The sequence below is a fragment of the Borrelia duttonii Ly genome (assembly GCF_000019685.1).
Lineage (GTDB): Bacteria > Spirochaetota > Spirochaetia > Borreliales > Borreliaceae > Borrelia > Borrelia duttonii.
The window spans coordinates 769,929-788,856 of sequence record NC_011229.1 but is presented as its reverse complement, the minus strand read 5'-3'; the positions used below and the strand labels follow the sequence as shown (position 1 = coordinate 788,856).

At 28.2% G+C, this 18,928-nt stretch carries 15 protein-coding genes; 6 read left to right on the top strand and 9 right to left on the bottom strand.

The window, feature by feature from the left end:
* Positions 1 to 4: 4 nt before the first annotated feature.
* Both BDU_RS03670 and plzA read right to left on the bottom strand, forming a co-directional pair.
* The gene (locus BDU_RS03670) at positions 5 to 1,093 is read right to left on the bottom strand and encodes a tetratricopeptide repeat protein (RefSeq protein WP_318250781.1); all 1,089 of its coding nucleotides are present in this window, start codon (positions 1,091 to 1,093) and stop codon (positions 5 to 7) included.
* Positions 1,094 to 1,100: 7 nt separating this feature from the next.
* Positions 1,101 to 1,889: a c-di-GMP-binding receptor PlzA gene (gene plzA, locus BDU_RS03665; RefSeq protein ID WP_012538471.1), complete on the bottom strand. Its 789-nt coding sequence runs from the start codon at positions 1,887 to 1,889 to the stop codon at positions 1,101 to 1,103.
* 520 nt (positions 1,890 to 2,409) lie between these two features.
* Between plzA and BDU_RS03660 the strand changes: the two genes are divergently transcribed.
* Genes BDU_RS03660 through BDU_RS03640 form a run of 5 tightly spaced genes read left to right on the top strand, consistent with a single transcriptional unit; the run spans position 2,410 to position 9,943 of the window.
* Complete coding sequence (locus BDU_RS03660; protein ID WP_049752258.1) at positions 2,410 to 5,154, top strand: penicillin-binding protein 1A; 2,745 nt, start codon at positions 2,410 to 2,412, stop codon at positions 5,152 to 5,154.
* Between the two features lie 6 nt (positions 5,155 to 5,160).
* Positions 5,161 to 5,562 (top strand): ParB N-terminal domain-containing protein, encoded by a 402-nt coding sequence (locus BDU_RS03655; protein WP_012538469.1) that lies wholly within the window; start codon positions 5,161 to 5,163, stop codon positions 5,560 to 5,562.
* 36 nt (positions 5,563 to 5,598) lie between these two features.
* Entirely contained in the window at positions 5,599 to 7,173 is a 1,575-nt protein-coding gene (locus BDU_RS03650) for a glucose-6-phosphate isomerase (protein WP_012538468.1), read from the top strand.
* 43 nt (positions 7,174 to 7,216) lie between these two features.
* A complete protein-coding gene (locus tag BDU_RS03645; RefSeq protein ID WP_012538467.1) occupies positions 7,217 to 8,599 on the top strand; it encodes an L-cystine transporter in 1,383 nt (460 codons plus the stop codon).
* Positions 8,600 to 8,611: 12 nt separating this feature from the next.
* Positions 8,612 to 9,943: a CoA-disulfide reductase gene (locus BDU_RS03640; protein ID WP_012538466.1), complete on the top strand. Its 1,332-nt coding sequence runs from the start codon at positions 8,612 to 8,614 to the stop codon at positions 9,941 to 9,943.
* Positions 9,944 to 9,969: 26 nt separating this feature from the next.
* Here the strand turns inward: BDU_RS03640 and BDU_RS03635 are convergent, their stop codons facing one another.
* From BDU_RS03635 to BDU_RS03620, 4 genes are read right to left on the bottom strand one after another with little or no spacing between them, the layout of a single operon-like run.
* Complete coding sequence (locus BDU_RS03635) at positions 9,970 to 11,313, bottom strand: ATP-dependent 6-phosphofructokinase (protein ID WP_012538465.1); 1,344 nt, start codon at positions 11,311 to 11,313, stop codon at positions 9,970 to 9,972.
* A 36-nt stretch (positions 11,314 to 11,349) separates the two neighbouring features.
* The gene (locus tag BDU_RS03630; RefSeq protein ID WP_012538464.1) at positions 11,350 to 12,321 is read right to left on the bottom strand and encodes a nucleotide-binding protein; all 972 of its coding nucleotides are present in this window, start codon (positions 12,319 to 12,321) and stop codon (positions 11,350 to 11,352) included.
* A 12-nt stretch (positions 12,322 to 12,333) separates the two neighbouring features.
* On the bottom strand, positions 12,334 to 13,116 hold the full coding sequence (locus tag BDU_RS03625) for a potassium channel family protein (RefSeq protein ID WP_012538463.1): 783 nt from the start codon (positions 13,114 to 13,116) through the stop codon (positions 12,334 to 12,336).
* A gap of 6 nt (positions 13,117 to 13,122) precedes the next feature.
* Positions 13,123 to 14,442: a TrkH family potassium uptake protein gene (locus BDU_RS03620; RefSeq protein ID WP_012538462.1), complete on the bottom strand. Its 1,320-nt coding sequence runs from the start codon at positions 14,440 to 14,442 to the stop codon at positions 13,123 to 13,125.
* Positions 14,443 to 14,532: 90 nt separating this feature from the next.
* On the opposite strand from BDU_RS03620, the gene cyaB reads away from it, so the two are divergent.
* Positions 14,533 to 15,054 carry a class IV adenylate cyclase gene (cyaB, locus tag BDU_RS03615; RefSeq protein ID WP_012538461.1) on the top strand — a complete coding sequence of 174 codons (522 nt, stop codon included), beginning with the start codon at positions 14,533 to 14,535 and terminating at the stop codon, positions 15,052 to 15,054.
* On the opposite strand, the gene BDU_RS03610 is transcribed toward cyaB, so the two are convergent.
* Genes BDU_RS03610 through thrS form a run of 3 tightly spaced genes read right to left on the bottom strand, consistent with a single transcriptional unit; the run spans position 15,031 to position 18,836 of the window.
* Positions 15,031 to 16,470, bottom strand: a complete 1,440-nt coding sequence (locus BDU_RS03610) for a hypothetical protein (RefSeq protein ID WP_041177746.1) — start codon at positions 16,468 to 16,470, stop codon at positions 15,031 to 15,033. The genes cyaB and BDU_RS03610 overlap by 24 nt on opposite strands.
* The gene (gene pgsA, locus BDU_RS03605) at positions 16,460 to 17,083 is read right to left on the bottom strand and encodes a CDP-diacylglycerol--glycerol-3-phosphate 3-phosphatidyltransferase (protein ID WP_012538459.1); all 624 of its coding nucleotides are present in this window, start codon (positions 17,081 to 17,083) and stop codon (positions 16,460 to 16,462) included. Before pgsA ends, BDU_RS03610 begins: the two co-directional genes overlap by 11 nt.
* Before the next feature lies 1 nt (position 17,084).
* A complete protein-coding gene (gene thrS / locus BDU_RS03600) occupies positions 17,085 to 18,836 on the bottom strand; it encodes a threonine--tRNA ligase (RefSeq protein WP_012538458.1) in 1,752 nt (583 codons plus the stop codon).
* Positions 18,837 to 18,928 lie beyond the last annotated feature (92 nt).

Here is an 18,928-nt window from a genome sequence, read left to right as displayed (position 1 = left end):
TAAATTATTTTTCTAACAATTCCAAATACTTAAGAGCAATAGGATCATTTGGATCATATTCAAGAATGATTTGAAAATATTCTCTAGCCTCTTTTTTACGCTCCATCTTTAAATAAAGAATACCAAGATTTGAAATAATTTTAATATTATCAGGTTCAAGTTCTAATGCTCTAAGTAAATATTTAAGACTTTCATCAAATTTAAATAACTCCATTAAACAAATTGAAATTTCATTCATAGCATCAACATTATTAGAATCAAAAAACAACACTTTAAGAAAAGCATCTTTTGCCTGCAAGTAAAATCCCTTTCTTCTATACCCCCATCCAAGCAAAAACCAAACATTCCAGGAATCTTTGTGATATTCTAATAGCTTAATAAGTTCACAAATAGCTTCATCTTCCTTTGATAAAATTATCAAATCATATATTCTCTCAAGATTTAAAGCTAAATCTTTATGAACTTCTATAACATTTAAAATTTCATTTACCTTATTCTTCAATCCTAAATTATTAGAAATTCTTAAATAATGCCTCAGTAGTTCTTTCGCCCTATCTAATTTATATTGCTTAACAAAAAAAAACCCAGCATTTGCAAATACATTTTCATTAGGACTATCAAGTGTTAATAGCCTTTCATAAATATTTAAAGCATTTTGATTACTACTAATAGCATCCATATGTTGCTCAAGTCTTAAAAAATTTTCAGCCATTTTTTCATATAATAAAGCTAAATTAAAAAGAATAACCTCATTCTCACCTTCAACACCTTTTAATGACAAAAAAATTTCAAGAGCCAAATTATAATCTCCCTCATCAATCTTAGAAAGACCAACATTAATAAGAATATTAATAATATTTGGATTTAAAGCTAATAAAAGCTTCTTATAATAAGGAAAGTTAACATTATTTTGGTCATAAGCAGAAATCTTAAGAATTGCAGACATAATGGATTCAAAACTAAGTTCATCTTGAGAAAAGTGCTCAATATCACTAACCTCAACAGGCAATAATACCTTAGGATCAAATAAAAAACCTTTAATATGACTTGTAAAATTCTCAGGAAGAGAAACATAAACAATATTACTAAGCATAAATCCTCTAATTAAAATAATCATGTATTAACATTGTATAGTCAAGAGGAATTTTTTCTTCACAAAATGCAATACCTATAGCTAAAACTTTACCATTAGGCGTTTGAATAACACTCAAATTTCTTGCCTGTCCCACAATAGAGACTTTCTTATCTGCAACATCAAAACTCAAAATCAAATCGGTATTACTCTCTTCTAATTTTTCATAATCAAAATAAGATATCAAAAGAGCACCTCCATAAGACATATCTTTAATCAAACATTTATGTTTAATTCCATTAACTTCAATAAAAGCTTTATCAGAAGCAAGATTAAGTTTTTTTAAAGACTCTTTATCAATAATAATACGCTCATGAATCCTTTGATTTTGACCAAGCTTTAAATCAAGCAATTTACCAATTTTAACTAAAATTTCTTCTGGCATAGAAGATACAAATTCTAAAGTCAACAAATTATATTCCTTATTTTGAATGGAATAAGAAGATGTACTTACCAACTTAACAATTAAAGACGGAATACAAAAAGCATTATCCACGACATTATTGTCATAATTTTTAATATTAAGATTGCCTAAATTTCCATTCTGTGCCAAGATGGGTAAAATTTCATCTTGTTGCAAAATAATTTTAATAAAATTCATAGAAATAGAATAAATAACACCAACCACCACATAAGTACCAACTTTTATTTCAACAGAATTTTTAATATTAAGGAAACTATTAATTTCAGTACTCATTTTAATTTCCTTACCCCTATATTTAGCTTCATAATCTTTTATTTTTTTAGAAAAAAACATAAACCTCTCCTTTGAAATCTAACAAACATATTAAAATTGATATTCAGGAACTTTAAAGCAATACAATTCAAAAATTTTAATTTATGCATATACTTTAAAATAATTCTATCCCAAAATATTAGATACAACCAATAGTTCACACTTTATTCAACAGACATACAAAGATCAAATCTATTCCTAAAAAGCAAATCTATAAATAAAAATTTCAAAAAAACTCACATAAAAATAATTCATCCTTCAATACATTAATCTGTAATTCTTATTATTTTTACTGTTTACTTTAAAAACACCAACACCCACACATAAAGTTCTAATCTTTCCAAATTTTCATCATGAATCAACTTATATTTTAAAAAACTTAAATAGCAAAATAACCCATATAAAAAGGCATTATAACAATATTTTTATACTAATAACAACTTGCAAAATGTTAAGTTTATCATATTTTATAGTATAATTACGTTGAAAGACGTTAGAAGGATACAATTTGAAAAGGGTTAATTTTAGCAAAAAAGCTAACATGCTAGTTTATTTTACCTATTTTATTATCAGTTTTTCAATCATTTTTTTATCAATTACCATAGTTGAAACTATAAATATTCAAAAAGATAAAAAATTTGGAAATATAAACCCTGCTATACCATCAAAACTTTTTGATACCAATGGCAAGCTCATAACACAATTTATATCTGATGAGAATAGAGAATTATTACCGTTAAGAGAAATGCCTAATAATTTAATAAATACACTCTTGATACGAGAAGATCTCAGCTTTTTTTTTCACAGAGGCTTCTCATTAATGGGAATTTTAAGAGCTGCATTTAACATTGTTCTTGGAAGATATTTCTCAGGTGGTAGTACTCTAACACAACAATTAGCAAAACTGCTCTACACAAATCAAGCAAAAAGATCTGTTTTAAGAAAATTAAATGAAATTTGGTGGGCAATACAGCTTGAAAAAAAATTATCAAAATATGAAATACTTGAAAAATATTTAAACAAAGTCTATTTTGGAAATGGAAATTATGGCGTAGTAGCAGCTTCAAAGTTTTTCTTCAACAAAAGTGTTAAAGATATTAACACCGCAGAAGCTGTTTTAATGATTATACAGTTACCCAATGCAAAACTTTATTCACCATTTTATAATCCAAAATTCGCAAAAAAAATACAAAGAGCTGTATTAAATCAGGTAGTATCTCATGGCATTATCACCCCTGAATTAGCTGAATCAGAATTTAATGAATATTGGCAAAATTATGACTGGACTCGTATGGCAGATACACCAGCTATATCTGACAAAGAAGATCATGCTCCTTATTTTTCAGAATATGTAAGACAAAGAATAACTAAATATCTACCATCAGAAGCCAATATATACAAAGATGGATACTCAATATATACAACACTTGATCTTGAAGCACAAAAACATGCAAATGAAATTACACAAGAAATGATTACAAAAGCAAGAAAAATGTATAATTCTACAAAATCATCTGAAACATTAGTAATAAATTCAGAAATAGTACCAATAATTGATACAATGGCCGATTTATTTGGCATAAGAAATACTAGAATAAATGGTAGACAATATACAAAATTAAAAACAAGAAAATTTTATGAGGATAATATTGATCTTCTTGCAAGCTTTGCTGCAATTTTAGGTATTGATAAAATAGACAAAGCAACAAGAGCTTACACAATAAACAATAAAACAAACCCAAACTTACTTGTGCAACCAGAAGGTGCATTAATATCACTAGACACCACAACAGGAGCCATCAAAGCAATGGTTGGAGGAAGTGGTTATAGAAAGGGAAGCGAATTTAATAGAGCAACTCAAGCAAAAATTCAACCTGGAAGCGCATTTAAAGTTTTATATTTCTCAGCGGCTATTGAATTAAAAAAAATAACAGCTGCAACAATGCTCTCAGATTCTCCAGTAGCCTTTTTTAATCAGGAAGGAGAGGTGTATGCCCCTGAAAATTATGGAGGGAAATGGCGAGGAAATGTCTTAACACGCAAAGCACTAGCTTTATCTCTAAATATTCCCGCCCTTAGAATACTTGATAAATTGGGTTTTGACAATGCAATTAAATATTCGGCTAAATTACTAGGAATCAAAGATCAAAATGAAATAAACAAAATATTCCCTAAAGTATATCCCCTTGCACTTGGAGTCACATCAACATCTCCAATACAAATGGCAAGAGCATTTGCTATTTTAGGAAATAATGGAAAAGAAGTAGAACCATATGGAATTAAATATATAGAAGATCGAAATGGAAAAGTAATAGCAAATGTAGAATCTGAAATACTAACATCAATCAAAAATAAAGGTGCTAATGCACAAATAGTATCTCCTCAAACTGCTTACATTATGACAGATATGATGAAATCAACAATTCAATATGGTACTCTATCAAATCAAAGATATACAAATCTTAAAAATTTTAAATCTGATATTGTAGGTAAATCAGGAACAACCCAAAATTGGGCCGACGGATGGACAATAGGATATTCACCTTATATAACAACAGCTATATGGGTTGGTTTTGACAAAAAAGGATATTCATTGGGAACTGCAGGAACAGGAACAGCACTAGCTGGCCCTACTTGGGGTAAGTTTATGGCAGAATATCATAAAAACTTACCCCAAAAGGTATTTATACGACCCAAAGGAATAATTAATGTACAAGTCCAATCAGAAACAGGTCTATTACCAGAAGGTGTACCTAATGAAACAATAATAAATGAAATATTCATTACAGGAAGCCAACCATTTGAAAAATCAAAATACTATGAAAACAAATCTGAATTTTTAAATAAAATGGAATTCAATATTTATGGTATCGACAACATTAATGACAATGATGAACTAAACTTCGATACTACCGAATTTGAATATCTCACAAACGATTTTCATCAATACAATAAAACAGAAAATGAAAAAATTCATGAAAATAATACTAATACAATTAATAATGATAAATTTAATGATAATATTAATATGGATATACAAAATGATGATTTTGAATACGACAATCAAGAGGAAAACATGCAACATAGTATCCAAGATGCTAATAAAACAGAGAACGAAACCAACAACACAATAACAGATGACAATAACAATGTAGATGATAGTATTAAAACTACAGATCAACCAAATAATACAGAACCTAAAAAAAATCCTCTTATCAGTGATGAAAAACAAGATAATGAAATTGAACATAAAGATGTCAATGGAGAAAATATACAATTGGATTAATAAAATATGTTAATAGATTTAGAACAAATAAAAATCAAAAAACGAATCAGAAAAAATATAGGAGATACAACAACTCTTAAAGAAAGCATTAAAAAACATGGGCTGATTTATCCTATAATAATAGACAAAAATAAAAACTTAGTGGCAGGTTTTAGAAGATATCAAGTATTAAAAGAACTTGGATATAAAGAGGTCGACGTCAAAGTAATTCCAATAGAAGATAAAAAAAGATTACTTGAAATCGAACTTGATGAAAATAATGTCAGAAAATCATTTACAAAAAGTGAAGCAGAAGAAGGTGAAGAAGAACTCAAAAATTATTCAGAAAAAAACAAAATAATCAGATTTATAAAAAAAATAATAATAAAAATAAAAAAAATAATAATAAAAATAAAAAAACAAAATTAAATTTAAATACACAAAAAAACTATTGGAGGATGCTTAATGATTCATTATAATGACCTTAATAAGCTTAAAAGTTTTCAAGAATTAAAACAAATGAATCCCGAAAAACTAAAGACAGTATTAAATGAAAACAGAATTCAAGAATATGACATCAAAATAGAAGGAAATCACGTACATTATAACTATGCTACAAAACAAATCAATGAAGCTCATTTAAAGTTATTTCAAAATTTAAGCGATGAAGCAAATCTAATAGAAAAGTATAAAGAAATCATTAATGGAAAACATATTAATCTTAGTGAAAATAGAAAAGTTTTACATCACTTAACAAGAGGACAACTTGGTACAACAGTTACAGATAACAATGAAAATATGCGAGAATTTTTTGAAAGAGAACTTCATAAAATTTTTGAATTTGCACAAAAAATACAAAATGGTACTATTAAAAATACAAATGGAAAAGTTTTTAAAAATGTCGTACAAATTGGTATTGGGGGTTCAAGTCTTGGCCCAAAAGCACTATACACTACAATTAAAAACTATGCTCAACAAAAAAATTTATACAAAATGAAAGCATATTTTATTTCAAATGTTGACCCAGATGAAGCAGAAGAGGTTTTAAGCGAAATAAATCTTCAAGAAACTTTATTTATTGTCGTATCAAAAAGTGGAACTACACTAGAAACATCATCTAATATGCAATTCTTAATTAAAAAATTAAAAGATAATGGAATTGAAGAATATAAAAAACAAATTATAATCATTACATCACAAGGAAGTATGTTGGCACTCGAAAAAGGATACCTTGAGTACTTTTTTATGCATGATTCAATTGGTGGAAGATTTTCACCAACATCAGCTGTAGGGCTTGCTCTAATAACCCTTTGCTTCACAGAAGATATTACAAAAGAAATATTAAAGGGAGCTCATGAGGCTGACAAACAGGCACTAAATAAAAATATAAGAGAAAATGCACCCCTTCTAGCATCAATAATTAGTATATATGAAAGCAATATACTAAATTATAGCAGCAACTGTATTATTGCATATTCAAAAGCAATGGAAAACTTTTATCTTCATTTACAACAACTTGAAATGGAAAGCAATGGAAAAAGCGTAAACAGATTTGGGGAACAAATTGACTATAAAACAGTAAGAATAATTTGGGGAGGAATTGGAACAGATGTGCAACATTCATTCTTTCAAATGCTTCATCAAGGAACAGAAATAGTACCAATGGATTTAATAGGATTTAGCCAATCCCAATTAAAGCAAGATGTTTCTTTAGATGGAACATCAAGTAATGATAAACTAAAAGCAAATCTAATAGCTCAAATAATTGCATTTGCTATTGGAAAAGAAAATATAAATCAAAATAAAAGTTTTAAAGGAGAGAGACCCTCTGCATTAATATACTCTAAAGAGCTCACTCCTTATACAATAGGTGCGATACTCTCTCATTACGAAAATAAAGTAATGTTTGAAGGATTCCTACTAAATATCAATTCATTTGATCAAGAAGGAGTTCAACTAGGCAAAATTATTGCTAACAAAATTTTAAAGGACGATAATTCACAAGATAAAATAATCAAATCTTATGATAGACTATTTTAACAAAAAAATAATTATTTTAAATCTATAATTAAGAGGCCAAATCATGAACATGACAATAACATATGTAATATTAAATGTTACAATAACGTTTATATTAATAGGATTTTTATATTTCTTACGCAAAAAACATATCTCTTTCACGAAAAGAATATTAATAGCTCTAGGATTAGGAATAATATTTGGTACACTCATAAAATATTGTTACGAATCAAACCCAACAATAATACAAGAAACCATTCAATGGACTAATATCATAGGAATCGGATATATAAGACTCATTAAAATGATGGTAATACCATTAATACTAGTATCAATAATATCTGCAATAATAAAATTAACAAATAGCCAAGATATTTGGAAAATGAGCTTATCAGTAATATTTATACTCATATTTACAGCAGGAATTGCTGCAATAATTGGAATTTGTATATCTATTTTTTTCAAATTAACAGCAGAGGGACTTCAATCTGGAGTTGATGAAATCATGCAAGGGCAAAAATTAGATCGCAAACTTCAAGTTTTACACCAAACTCCAATGACACAAAAACTATCAGAACTCATTCCAGACAATATATTTGCAGATATGGCAGGAACAAGACCAAACTCAACGATAGGAATAGTAATATTTGCTGCTTTAGTAGGGATTGTTGCTCTAAGAGTTGCAAAAAAAAAACCAGAGTCAATAGATTTTTTCAAACAAATAATATCAACAGCACAAGACTTAACTTTAGGAATAGTGACTTTAATCTTAAAATCAACACCTTATGCCATATTAGCAATGATCACAAAAATATCAGCAACAAGTGATCTTATAAGCATAATGAAACTTGGAAAATTTGCACTTGCATCTTATGTTGCTATAGGTATTACACTTTTAATGCACATGACGATTATTGCATGTAACAGACTCAATCCAATAACTTTTATTAAAAAAGTATGGCCAGTACTAACATTTGCATTTATATCTCGTTCCAGTGCAGCAACAATACCTGTCAATGTAGAAGTGCAAACTAAAAAACTAGGAGTTAGTGAAGGGATTGCAAATCTCTCCAGTGCACTTGGGGCATCTATTGGACAAAATGGTTGCGCAGCACTGCATCCTGCTATGCTAGCAATCATGATTGCACCTACACAAGGAATCAATCCAACAGATCCCTCATTCTTACTACAACTCATAGGAATAATAATAATAACCTCGTTTGGAGTAGCTGGAGCTGGAGGAGGTGCAACAATAGCATCCTTAATCGTTCTCTCATCAATGAATCTACCTGTTTCATTAGTTGGCCTATTTATTTCCATAGAGCCTTTAATTGATATGGGACGAACATCTGTTAATGTTAGTGACTCAATGGTTGCAGGGGTCATAACAGCCAAAAATCTTAATCAATTAGATAAAAACATTTACAATAATCAAAATACTAAATAAAAGGTAATTCTTATGAAAATAATAATTATTGGAGGAACTGCAGCAGGAACAAGCGCTGCAGCAAAAGCAAAACGAATAAACAAAGAATTAAATATAGTTATTTACGAGAAAACAAATACCACATCCTTTGGTGCTTGTGGACTACCTTATTTCATTGGAAAATTTTTTGACGAACCAAATAATATGATAGCCCGGACACCTGAACAATTTAAACAGAATGGAATATCAGTATTTCCTAAACACGAAGTCACTAAAGTAGATATCAAAAATAATATTCTTCAAGTAAAAAATCTTCAAACACAAGAAATATTCAATGATACCTATGATAAATTAATGATTGCAACTGGGGGAACCCCTATAATTCCACCAATTAACAATATTAAACTAAAAAATTTTTATACTTTAAGAAATATGAAAGATGGTAAGGAAATCAGAGAACTCTTAAACAAACAAGAAATAAAAAACATCATAATAATTGGGGCTGGATATATTGGAATTGAAATGGTAGAAGCTACTAAAGCACGAGAAAAAAATGTAAGAATTATTCAATTGGATAAACGAATATTAACAGAATCATTTGACAAAGAAATCACAAATATAATGGAAGAAGAGCTTATAAAAAACAACGTTTTACTTCATACAAATGAATTCGTAACAAGTTTAATAGGAAAAGACAAAGTTGAAGGAATTATTACAAACAAATCTGAATACAAAGCAGATCTTGTAATACTCTCTACAGGCATAAAACCTGCAACTGAATTTTTAGAAGGTCAACTTGATACATTAAAAAACGGTGCAATAATTGTAAATGAATACGGTGAAACCAGTGCAAAAAACATTTTTGCTGCAGGAGATTGTGCCACAATATATAACATTATAAGCAATCAAAATGATTATATTCCTCTTGCAACAACAGCTAATAAATTGGGAAAAATAATTGGTGAAAACCTAGCAGGAAAACGAGTATCTTTTAAAGGCACATTGGGATCTGCATCTATTAAAGTTTTATCACTAGAAGCAGCTAGATCTGGTCTTACTGAAGAGATGGCATTAAAACTTGGAATCCAATATAAAACGGTATTTATCAAAGATAAAAACCATACAAACTATTATCCCAATCAAGAAGATTTATATATTAAGCTAATCTATAATCAAGATACAAAAGAAATTCTTGGTGCACAAATAATTGGAAAAAATGGAGCTGCACTAAGAATGCACGCATTATCCCTTGCTATTTATTCAAAACTTAAAATAAATGAACTTGGAATGATGGATTTTGCATATTCTCCACCATTCTCCAAAACTTGGGATGCATTAAATATTGCTGGTAATGCAGCAAAATAAATAAAAAAACTTAAATTACTTTTTGGTTAATTTTTCATACTAAATGGCTGACCAGTACTTGCAAGAACATCCCTCCAGAAAGAACCATTCACATTAACTTTATTCCTAGCAATGACAGCCATTTTGATGGGAACATGCACAAATTTTGTACTCCACAAGCTAATTAATAATTTCGTTTTACCAGCCATAGCAGCATGAACAGCATTTGAACCAAGACGAGCACAATAGAGAGAATCACTAGCATTAGCTGGAGAACTTCTAATAATATAACTAGGATCAATATATTTAAGATTAACAGGAATATCTTTAGATTTAAAATACTCATTAATTTTATCTTTAATATAAAGTCCAATATCCTCATGCAGTAAATTACCAGAATCATCTTTCTTCCTAATACCAGGATCAAAATATTTTTGTCCTGCTCCTTCTGCTATCAATATAACTGCATGAGGAATTTCATCCATACTTTCTTTTTGTAAAAGTCGTCTCTCAAGATGTGCAAGAAGTCCATTAGGACCCTCAATATCAAAATCTAATTCTGGTATTAAACAAAAATTAACATCATTAGAAGACAGAGCAGTATAAGCAGCAATAAACCCAGAATCTCTACCCATCACCTTAACAAGACCTATTCCATTATAAGCACTATTTGCCTCAAAATGCGCACCAGCAACAGCGGCAACTGATTGTTCTACAGCAGTCTCAAATCCAAAAGATTTTTGAACAAACATAAAATCATTATCTACTGTTTTAGGAATACCTATAACAGCAATTTTTAAATTTCGTCTCTCTATCTCCTCAGCAATTAAAATAGAACCCTTTTGTGTACCATCTCCACCAATATTAAAAAGCATATTAATACCCATTCTCTCTAAAGTATCAACTATTTCAACAGGTCTAATTCCTCCTCTTGATGAACCAAGTATTGTACCACCAAGCTGATTAATATCATTAACCACATCAGGATTTAAATCAACAAAACTCAAATTAGACTCTGACAAAAGTCCTTTATATCCAAACTTAACTCCATAAATATTATATACTCCATATACATTCCATAAAGTTCTAACAATTGAACGAATCACATCATTAAAACCTGGACAGAGACCTCCACAAGTAGTAATTGCAGCTTTAACATGTTCTGGGACAAAATAAATTTTACGTCTAGGTCCAGCCTTTTCTAAAAAAACATCCTCATATTGATTCCAACTCTCTTCATTTTTATAAACGTTAAATCTAATTTTACTCTCTTCAGAAGTAAAATGAACATGACTCTCATTAGCATAAAAATTAATTAAAGGATTATCATATTTACATTCTCCTAGGTTTTCTATATTAAAACCCAAATTTTGATTCTTAAGCCTATACATTAAATTACCCCTCCTTCAAGTATTATTATAATCTAATTACTTCCTAATAAATTGACTTTGATCCTTAATCATATCGTATATATCATCATAAATATAAGGTGAACCTTCAACAGGTGATTTAATTAAATTACGCGCAATAAATTCAAAATATTTATTAAGTTTCGAATTTCTATCAAAATCAACAAATGGAATTCTACTATTAACAGATGCTCTAAAACTTTTTGCAAAGGGAATAAAACCAATAAATTCAACTGGTATATTGATATTATTTTTAACAACATTTATTAAATTTTCACACATAGCTATCTCTTCGCTAGACTCTATTCTATTTAATACAACTCTAGGATAAAAGCTATTCATCATCTTTTTTACCTTAAGCGAAGAACTTAAAGATATAACTTCAATACCTAAAACTAAATCTTTAAATTTAACGTTTGTACCTTCTATTTTATTTTTAAAAAAATTACTAATATATTCTCGTTCAGGACTTTTTGGAGGAAAACCTAAATATAGAAGTCTATAGAGAGCATTTTTTAAAAAAGAATAAGCATTAAGAATTGAAGGTGTTTCTGGAACAGTAATAATTATGCCACTATAAGATGACAAATAAAAATCCACTGTATTATAAGACGTACCTGACCCTAAATCTATAAAAACGAAATCAGCAACAAGTTCTCTTTGAATAGAATCTATTATTCTCTTCTTTATAGAAAAAGGAATATTGGCCGTACCCGTATAAAGGGCATCTCCTGGAACCAAATAAAGCTTTTTATAAGGAGTTTTAAGAATTAAACTTGAAAAATCTTTTTCTTGTTTATTAATAAAAGAACCTATGCCAACACCAGTATTCTTAACACCTAAACAAGTATGAAGATTAGAACCTCCAAGGTCAAGATCAACAAGTATCACAGTCTTACCTAAACGTGCAAGTTTATAACCAATATTAGCAACAAAAGATGTTTTTCCAACACCTCCCTTTCCACTTGCAACAGGAATAATTTTAGTCATCTTAAAATCCTATTAATTATTTTTCTTATCTTTATTAAACTTTTTCATAAAATCAAAAAACTTTAAAAAGCCTAATTTTTTAGAACTTTCCTTATAAGAAGTATCCTTTGTTTTAGAAACTGATATTAAATCTTTAATCAAATCCTTATTATTTGTAAAATTTTCAATCTTATCAGGTTTACCACAAATTACAATCTTATCATCCTTTAAGAAAAAATAATCTCCATCCACAAGTTCATATCTAGAATTACTTAAATTTCTAACAGCAATAACAGTAATACCTTTCTCACTTCTCAAATCAGCCTCAAGCAAAGTTTTACCTACATATTCTTTTGGAATAATTGTCTCAGCAACAATAATATCATGCCCAACAATACTATATGTTGAAAGATTAGGAGATACCAACAATGGTGTCAATCTTCGAGCAGCATCCTTGCTTGGAAATATAATTCTTGTAGCACCAAGAGTTTTTAATATTTCAGCATCATCCCCATCTTCAGTCTTAACGCATATTTCCTTCACACCTAAGAGATTACAATAATGAGTAACAAGAGCACTTTTCCCAAGATCATTATCAAAATCAATAATAACAGCATCAGTATCTACAGGAATAATTTTTTTTAATGCATTCTTAGTAAACTGATCTAAAATAAAACTTTCTGTAGCAATTACATCGTATTCTTCAACCAATTCTTTTGAAGTATCAACAATAATTATTTGACAATCAAGCTTACTTAAATTTTCAAGAATATGAATTCCTAAATTACTAAGACCAATAATAACAAATGTTTTCACTTTATTCTAACCCACCAAAATATCCTGTCGTGGTCTTGTAAATTCTTCAAAACGAGAATTTCTAGAAACAAAAATTGCCATCGAAAAAAGCCCTATTCTACCCGCAAACATAGTAAAAATTATAATTACTTTACCTAAAAATGACAAATCTTGTGTAACCCCAACTGATAAACCAACAGTACCAAAAGCAGAAAAAACCTCATATCCCAAATCAATGACTCTCCATTTTCCACCACTCTCAGCAGCAAGAAGAACAAAAAATGAAAAACATAAAATAAAAACAGCTCTTACAAAAAATAAAAGTGCAAATCTTATACTATCAATTGAGACTTTATAAGAACCAATAATATAACCATTACCATCTTGAGATTTTATTACTGCAAGAATAATTAAGAAAAAAGTAGTAATTTTTATTCCTCCAGCAGTTGAACCTGGAGCACCACCAATAAACATAAATGGCAAAGAAAGCATTTGGGTTCTACTAGAAATAAGAGCATTGTCAAGATAATTAAAACCAGCTGTTCTTGTACTTATTGAATAAAATATTGCATTAAATATTAAAGTCCCAAGTGAATAACCATCTCTGAGTTTATGAATTTCTGAGAAAAAAAACACAACTGCACCAAAAAGAATTAAAAAAAAACTAAGCGTAAAGACAATTTTAGCATGAAGGGATAATTTTTTACGATACTTCATAGTATTAGTAACATCACGATATACCATAAATCCAAGTCCTCCACAAATAATCAATATAGCAATAACAATTATGGCCTCAGGAACATCACGCCATGCATAAATACTCTCAGAATGCATCGAAAACCCTGCATTACAAAATGCTGAAACAGCAGTAAATAAAGCCTCAAGTAATGAAATCTTAATACCTCGAATTTTAAAAAACAATAATATTAATATCCCTCCAATTAATTCAATTGAAAAAGTCACAAAAAGTATATTTTTCAAAATTTTCAAAGGATTATACTCAATATTTGAAAGAGAATATTGTTTGATTATTCGAACATCAGTTAACTTGAGCTTGCGTTTAGGAATAAGCAAATAAAAAGTAGTAATTGTTATGAAACCAAGCCCACCAAACTGAATCAATAACATTATTACAATAAAACCAAAAGTAGAAAAACTTTCCATCTTAACAGTCACAAGCCCCGTAATGCTAACAGCAGATACAGATGTAAATAAAACATCTATATATTTTAAACTCTCAACATTATTCCAAGCAATAGGCAATAACAATAACAGAGAGCCTATAAACATAATTAAGATAAAATAACTAAAAAGAAAAAACCTATCACTAAATTCAATTTTCAACATATAAAAATAAAATACAACAAAACATACAAGATATCATGATCAAAATAGCAGAATGTTGAAATATTACCATAATTTTATTATTTTTAATATATGTTTGAAGTTGAACTAAAAGCTTTTATTCCAAAAAACAGAGTAAAAAAAATCGTAAAATTGGCTAATCAAAAATTTCAATTTATTAAAGAAGAAATTAAAAATGATATTTATTATTTTAATTCAAAAAAAATCATTAGAATAAGAGAATCCAATATCTCAAAAAAAATTATAACATTTAAAATCAAATCTTTAGAAAAAGATATAGAAATAAACAAAGAAATTGAATTTAAAGTAGACAAAATAGAAAATTTTATATCTTTTATAAAAGAATTGGATTTTAAAATTTTATATAAAAAGATTAAAAAAAGTCTCATTTATAAAAAAGACAATTTAAATATAGAAGTTAACGAAATTCAGAATCTTGGATTTTTTCTAGAAATCGAAAAAATAATTGACAATAAAAATGAATTAAATCTTGCCAAGCAAGAAATTTACAAAACAATACAAGACTTTAAACTACAAAATAATATTGAAAAAAAATCATACTTTGAACTATTATCTAATCAACTTAAGAAATAAAACTTTAAAATCTAAGCTTAAACATGACAATACAAATCCTTTTTTTTGATATTGTGCAAATTGAGGTTTGCAAGCAGATTTTTGAAAAATTTCAGATTCATTTAAAAAATACCAATTATTGGAATTTAAATAAATAAGTCTCACATTATTATCATCTTCAAACGTTAATAACAAATCATTACTATATTTTAAAATATCACTAACTACTCCTTTAATTTTAATATTTGGACTTACATTTTGCCATTTATCACATTGAAGAGTAGATATACTAACAATAGGTCTATCTTTTGTTACATAACTTAAAATAATCTGATCTGATTTAACATCAGATAAAATCTTAACAGAATTTGCCATATTTACAGATTGTATATTTACATTCGACCAAGTTTTCCCTTTATCAATAATAAATTCAGAATTCATATAATCATTTAATTTATAATTGTAAAAAATTCCTAAAAAAGGTTCGGAAATAACACCAATACTTAAGACGTCAACATCAGCAGTACCTTTAAACACATTAGAATCTACAATACTATTCCAAGTAGTTCCATATCCCCTATTTACAATAAAATTGACTTTATATTCATAACCAATTTTTTTCAAATAAGCTACATACAAATTGTCCTTATGATCAACACTAATATTTACTAAAAAACCAACATTGTCTCTCAATTTAGGACTAACATCAATCCACTTTCGACTATTAAATTTTCGAACTATAAGTTCACTAGGAAAATCACTGGTACTCTTAGTCGTAAATACAATATATAATTCCCCTTTAGAATTAATCGCAAAATCAAAACATGAAATATCGGTAATATTATCATTAACAGCAGTACTGATATCAAACCAACCAATATTTTCAATAAATGAAGCAACTTTAATAGTATCATTATCTTCCATTTGATATGCAACATAAATATTACGCTTATAGGTTTTTAAAATATATTTTTTAAGCCTTGAACTTAACTTAAAACTTGGCAAATCTCTTAATAAAAAAGTTTTATTTTGTTTTTTTATATTAGATGTTTTGGCCTTTACAGAACTATCACCAATTATTGATAAATCTAAATCATTAAGAGTAAAATTAATGTTTACATTCTCTGATGTAACATAAATTACAGCATAAAGAACGTCCTTTTGCAATGTAAGTTTAACATCATTTTTTCTTATCTTATCTGTTATATTTTTTTTATTAAAAACGTCATATACCATATATACAAAATCTGTCCCCAAAGCAACATCAAAAGTCAAAATATAATCAGAAGACTTGTCAACTTTTAAATAAATGCTTCCTTTTCCATTCTTGCTTGAAATGCTTAAAGGCTTAACTTCGGTCAACATTTGCTTTACATCAGCATAAGAATAAAAATTACTAAACAAACAAATAAATATTAATAATAAATTACTTCTCATACTTGCCAAGATCCAAAAATATCATGACATAATCAATTAATGATATGATAGTTACAAAAGTAGAAATAACATATATTATTGCAACAATAGAAGAAAAACTAAAAGTTAAATTTAAAATTGAACTAATAAAACAATCAACAAAAGTAACAATTTTTAACTTGTCAAAAGTATAAAGCAAAAGACTAGCAAATACAGCAATAGCATAAAATAACGATTTTATTTTACCTGAAATTCTGGCTTGCTGAATTATATTAAATTGAATAATTAAATTCCTAATAACACCAACAGAAAGTTCACGATATACAAATATCACAAAAAAATAATATGGAGTAATACCTTTATAAAAGAAAAAAACAAAATATGTAAAATGTTGCAACACATCTGCATAGGGATCTAAAATTTTACCTACATTGCTAACTAAACCATATTTTCTAGCAATATATCCATCAATAATATCTGTAATTTCATTAAAAATAATTAAAAACCAAATTAAACTTAAAATTAAATAAGAATTCCACAAATATTCAAAACATAATATAAATAAAATAACAAACGATAATATAATTCTAAGAAAAGTTATTTTATTTGGAGTAATTATTTTTTTACTATGCAAGCTATAAGATCTCCTTATTACTTATCTTTAACTTCACAAATTCAAGAGCTTCTTTAAGCTCAAGTCCATTAATTTGCTCATTTGTTCTAGTTCTAATTGAAATTTTTCCTTCTACTACCTCTCTCTCTCCAATAATAAACATATAGGGAACTTTTTTTGACTGATATTGTCTAATTTTTGCATTCATTCTCATATTACAATAATTATCAAATTTTATTCTAATTCCTTCATTTTGAAATCTAGACAATACTTCTAATGCATATTCTTCTACAATGCTATTTACAGGAATAATTACAACTTGAAGAGGAGCCAACCATACAGGAAATGCTCCACCATAATGCTCCACTAAAATTCCAAAAAATCTTTCAATAGAACCAAGAAGCGCTCTATGAATCATAAAGGGTCTCTTTTCTTTGCCGTCTTCTGCAGTATAAGTCATCTTAAATCTTACAGGAAGATTAAAATCAAATTGAATTGTACTCATTTGCCATGCTCTTCCAAGAGAATCAATTATCTTAAGATCAATTTTGGGCCCATAAAAAGCTCCTCCGCCTTCATCAATATCAAAATCGATATTAAAATCAATCAAGGCTTTCTCTAAAACTTTAACAGCCATTTGCCAATCATCATCATCCCCCACAGCTTTTTCAGGTTTTGTTGAAAGATATGCCTTTAAATTGGTAAATCCAAATTTATTCCACATATCAATCGCAAAACGTAAAACCTCTCTAACTTCAAAATTCACTTGCTCATAAGTACATATAATGTGTGCATCATCTTGCGTAAAACCTCTAACACGCATAGTACCATGAATCGCACCTATCTTCTCATAACGATAGACAGTACCAAGTTCAGCCCACCTAAATGGCAAATCTCTATAAGAATGCTTATCAGTATTATAAATTGCAATATGAAATGGACAATTCATAGGCTTAACATAATAATCACTTCTATCCATCTCAATTTTTTCAAACATGCTCTCTTTATAAAAATCTAAATGACCAGAAGTTTCCCAAAGCCACGATTTACCAATATGAGGAGTAAAAAGTATATCATAACCATTCTTAAAATGCTCTTCTCGCCAAAAATTCTCTATTAAAGCCCTTATTCTAGCACCATGTGGATGGAAAAAAATAAGACCAGGTCCTATCTCATCATGAACAGAAAACAAATTAAGTTCACGACCAAGCTTTCTATGATCTCTCTTTTTTATCTCTTCTTGTAATTTCAGATATGCTTTTAAGTCCTTTTCGTTATTCCATAAAGTTCCATAAATACGACTTAACATTTTATTTCTTTCATCGCCACGCCAATAAGCACCAGCTATACTAGTTAATTTAAATGCTTTTGGATCAAGCTTATTCATATTATCAACATGAGGACCTCTACAAAGATCCGTAAATTTATGACTCTTATATATTGTAATCTCATCTGTAACATCAAAATTTTGAATTAAATCTATCTTATAAGGTTCATCTTTAAAAAGCACTAACGCCTGTTCTCTGGTTATAACTTCTCTTATAAAAGGACTGCCCGTCTTTAAAATTTCTCTCATTTTATGTTCTATTAATAAAAGATCATCTTCTGATATGTGCTTTTCAAAATCAAAATCATAATAAAAACCATCTTTAATTGGAGGTCCTATAGCAATCTTAGTATTTGGAAATAATTCAAGAACAGCTTCTGCCATAACATGTGCAATCGAATGTCTCTTCTTATAAAGAATACTATCCTTATCTAATTTTTCACCCATAACAACACCTTATAAACTTTAAAATTTGCAGTATGAAAACATTATAATAAATTCATAACTTAAAAAATCATAGATAAACAACAAATCTTCTC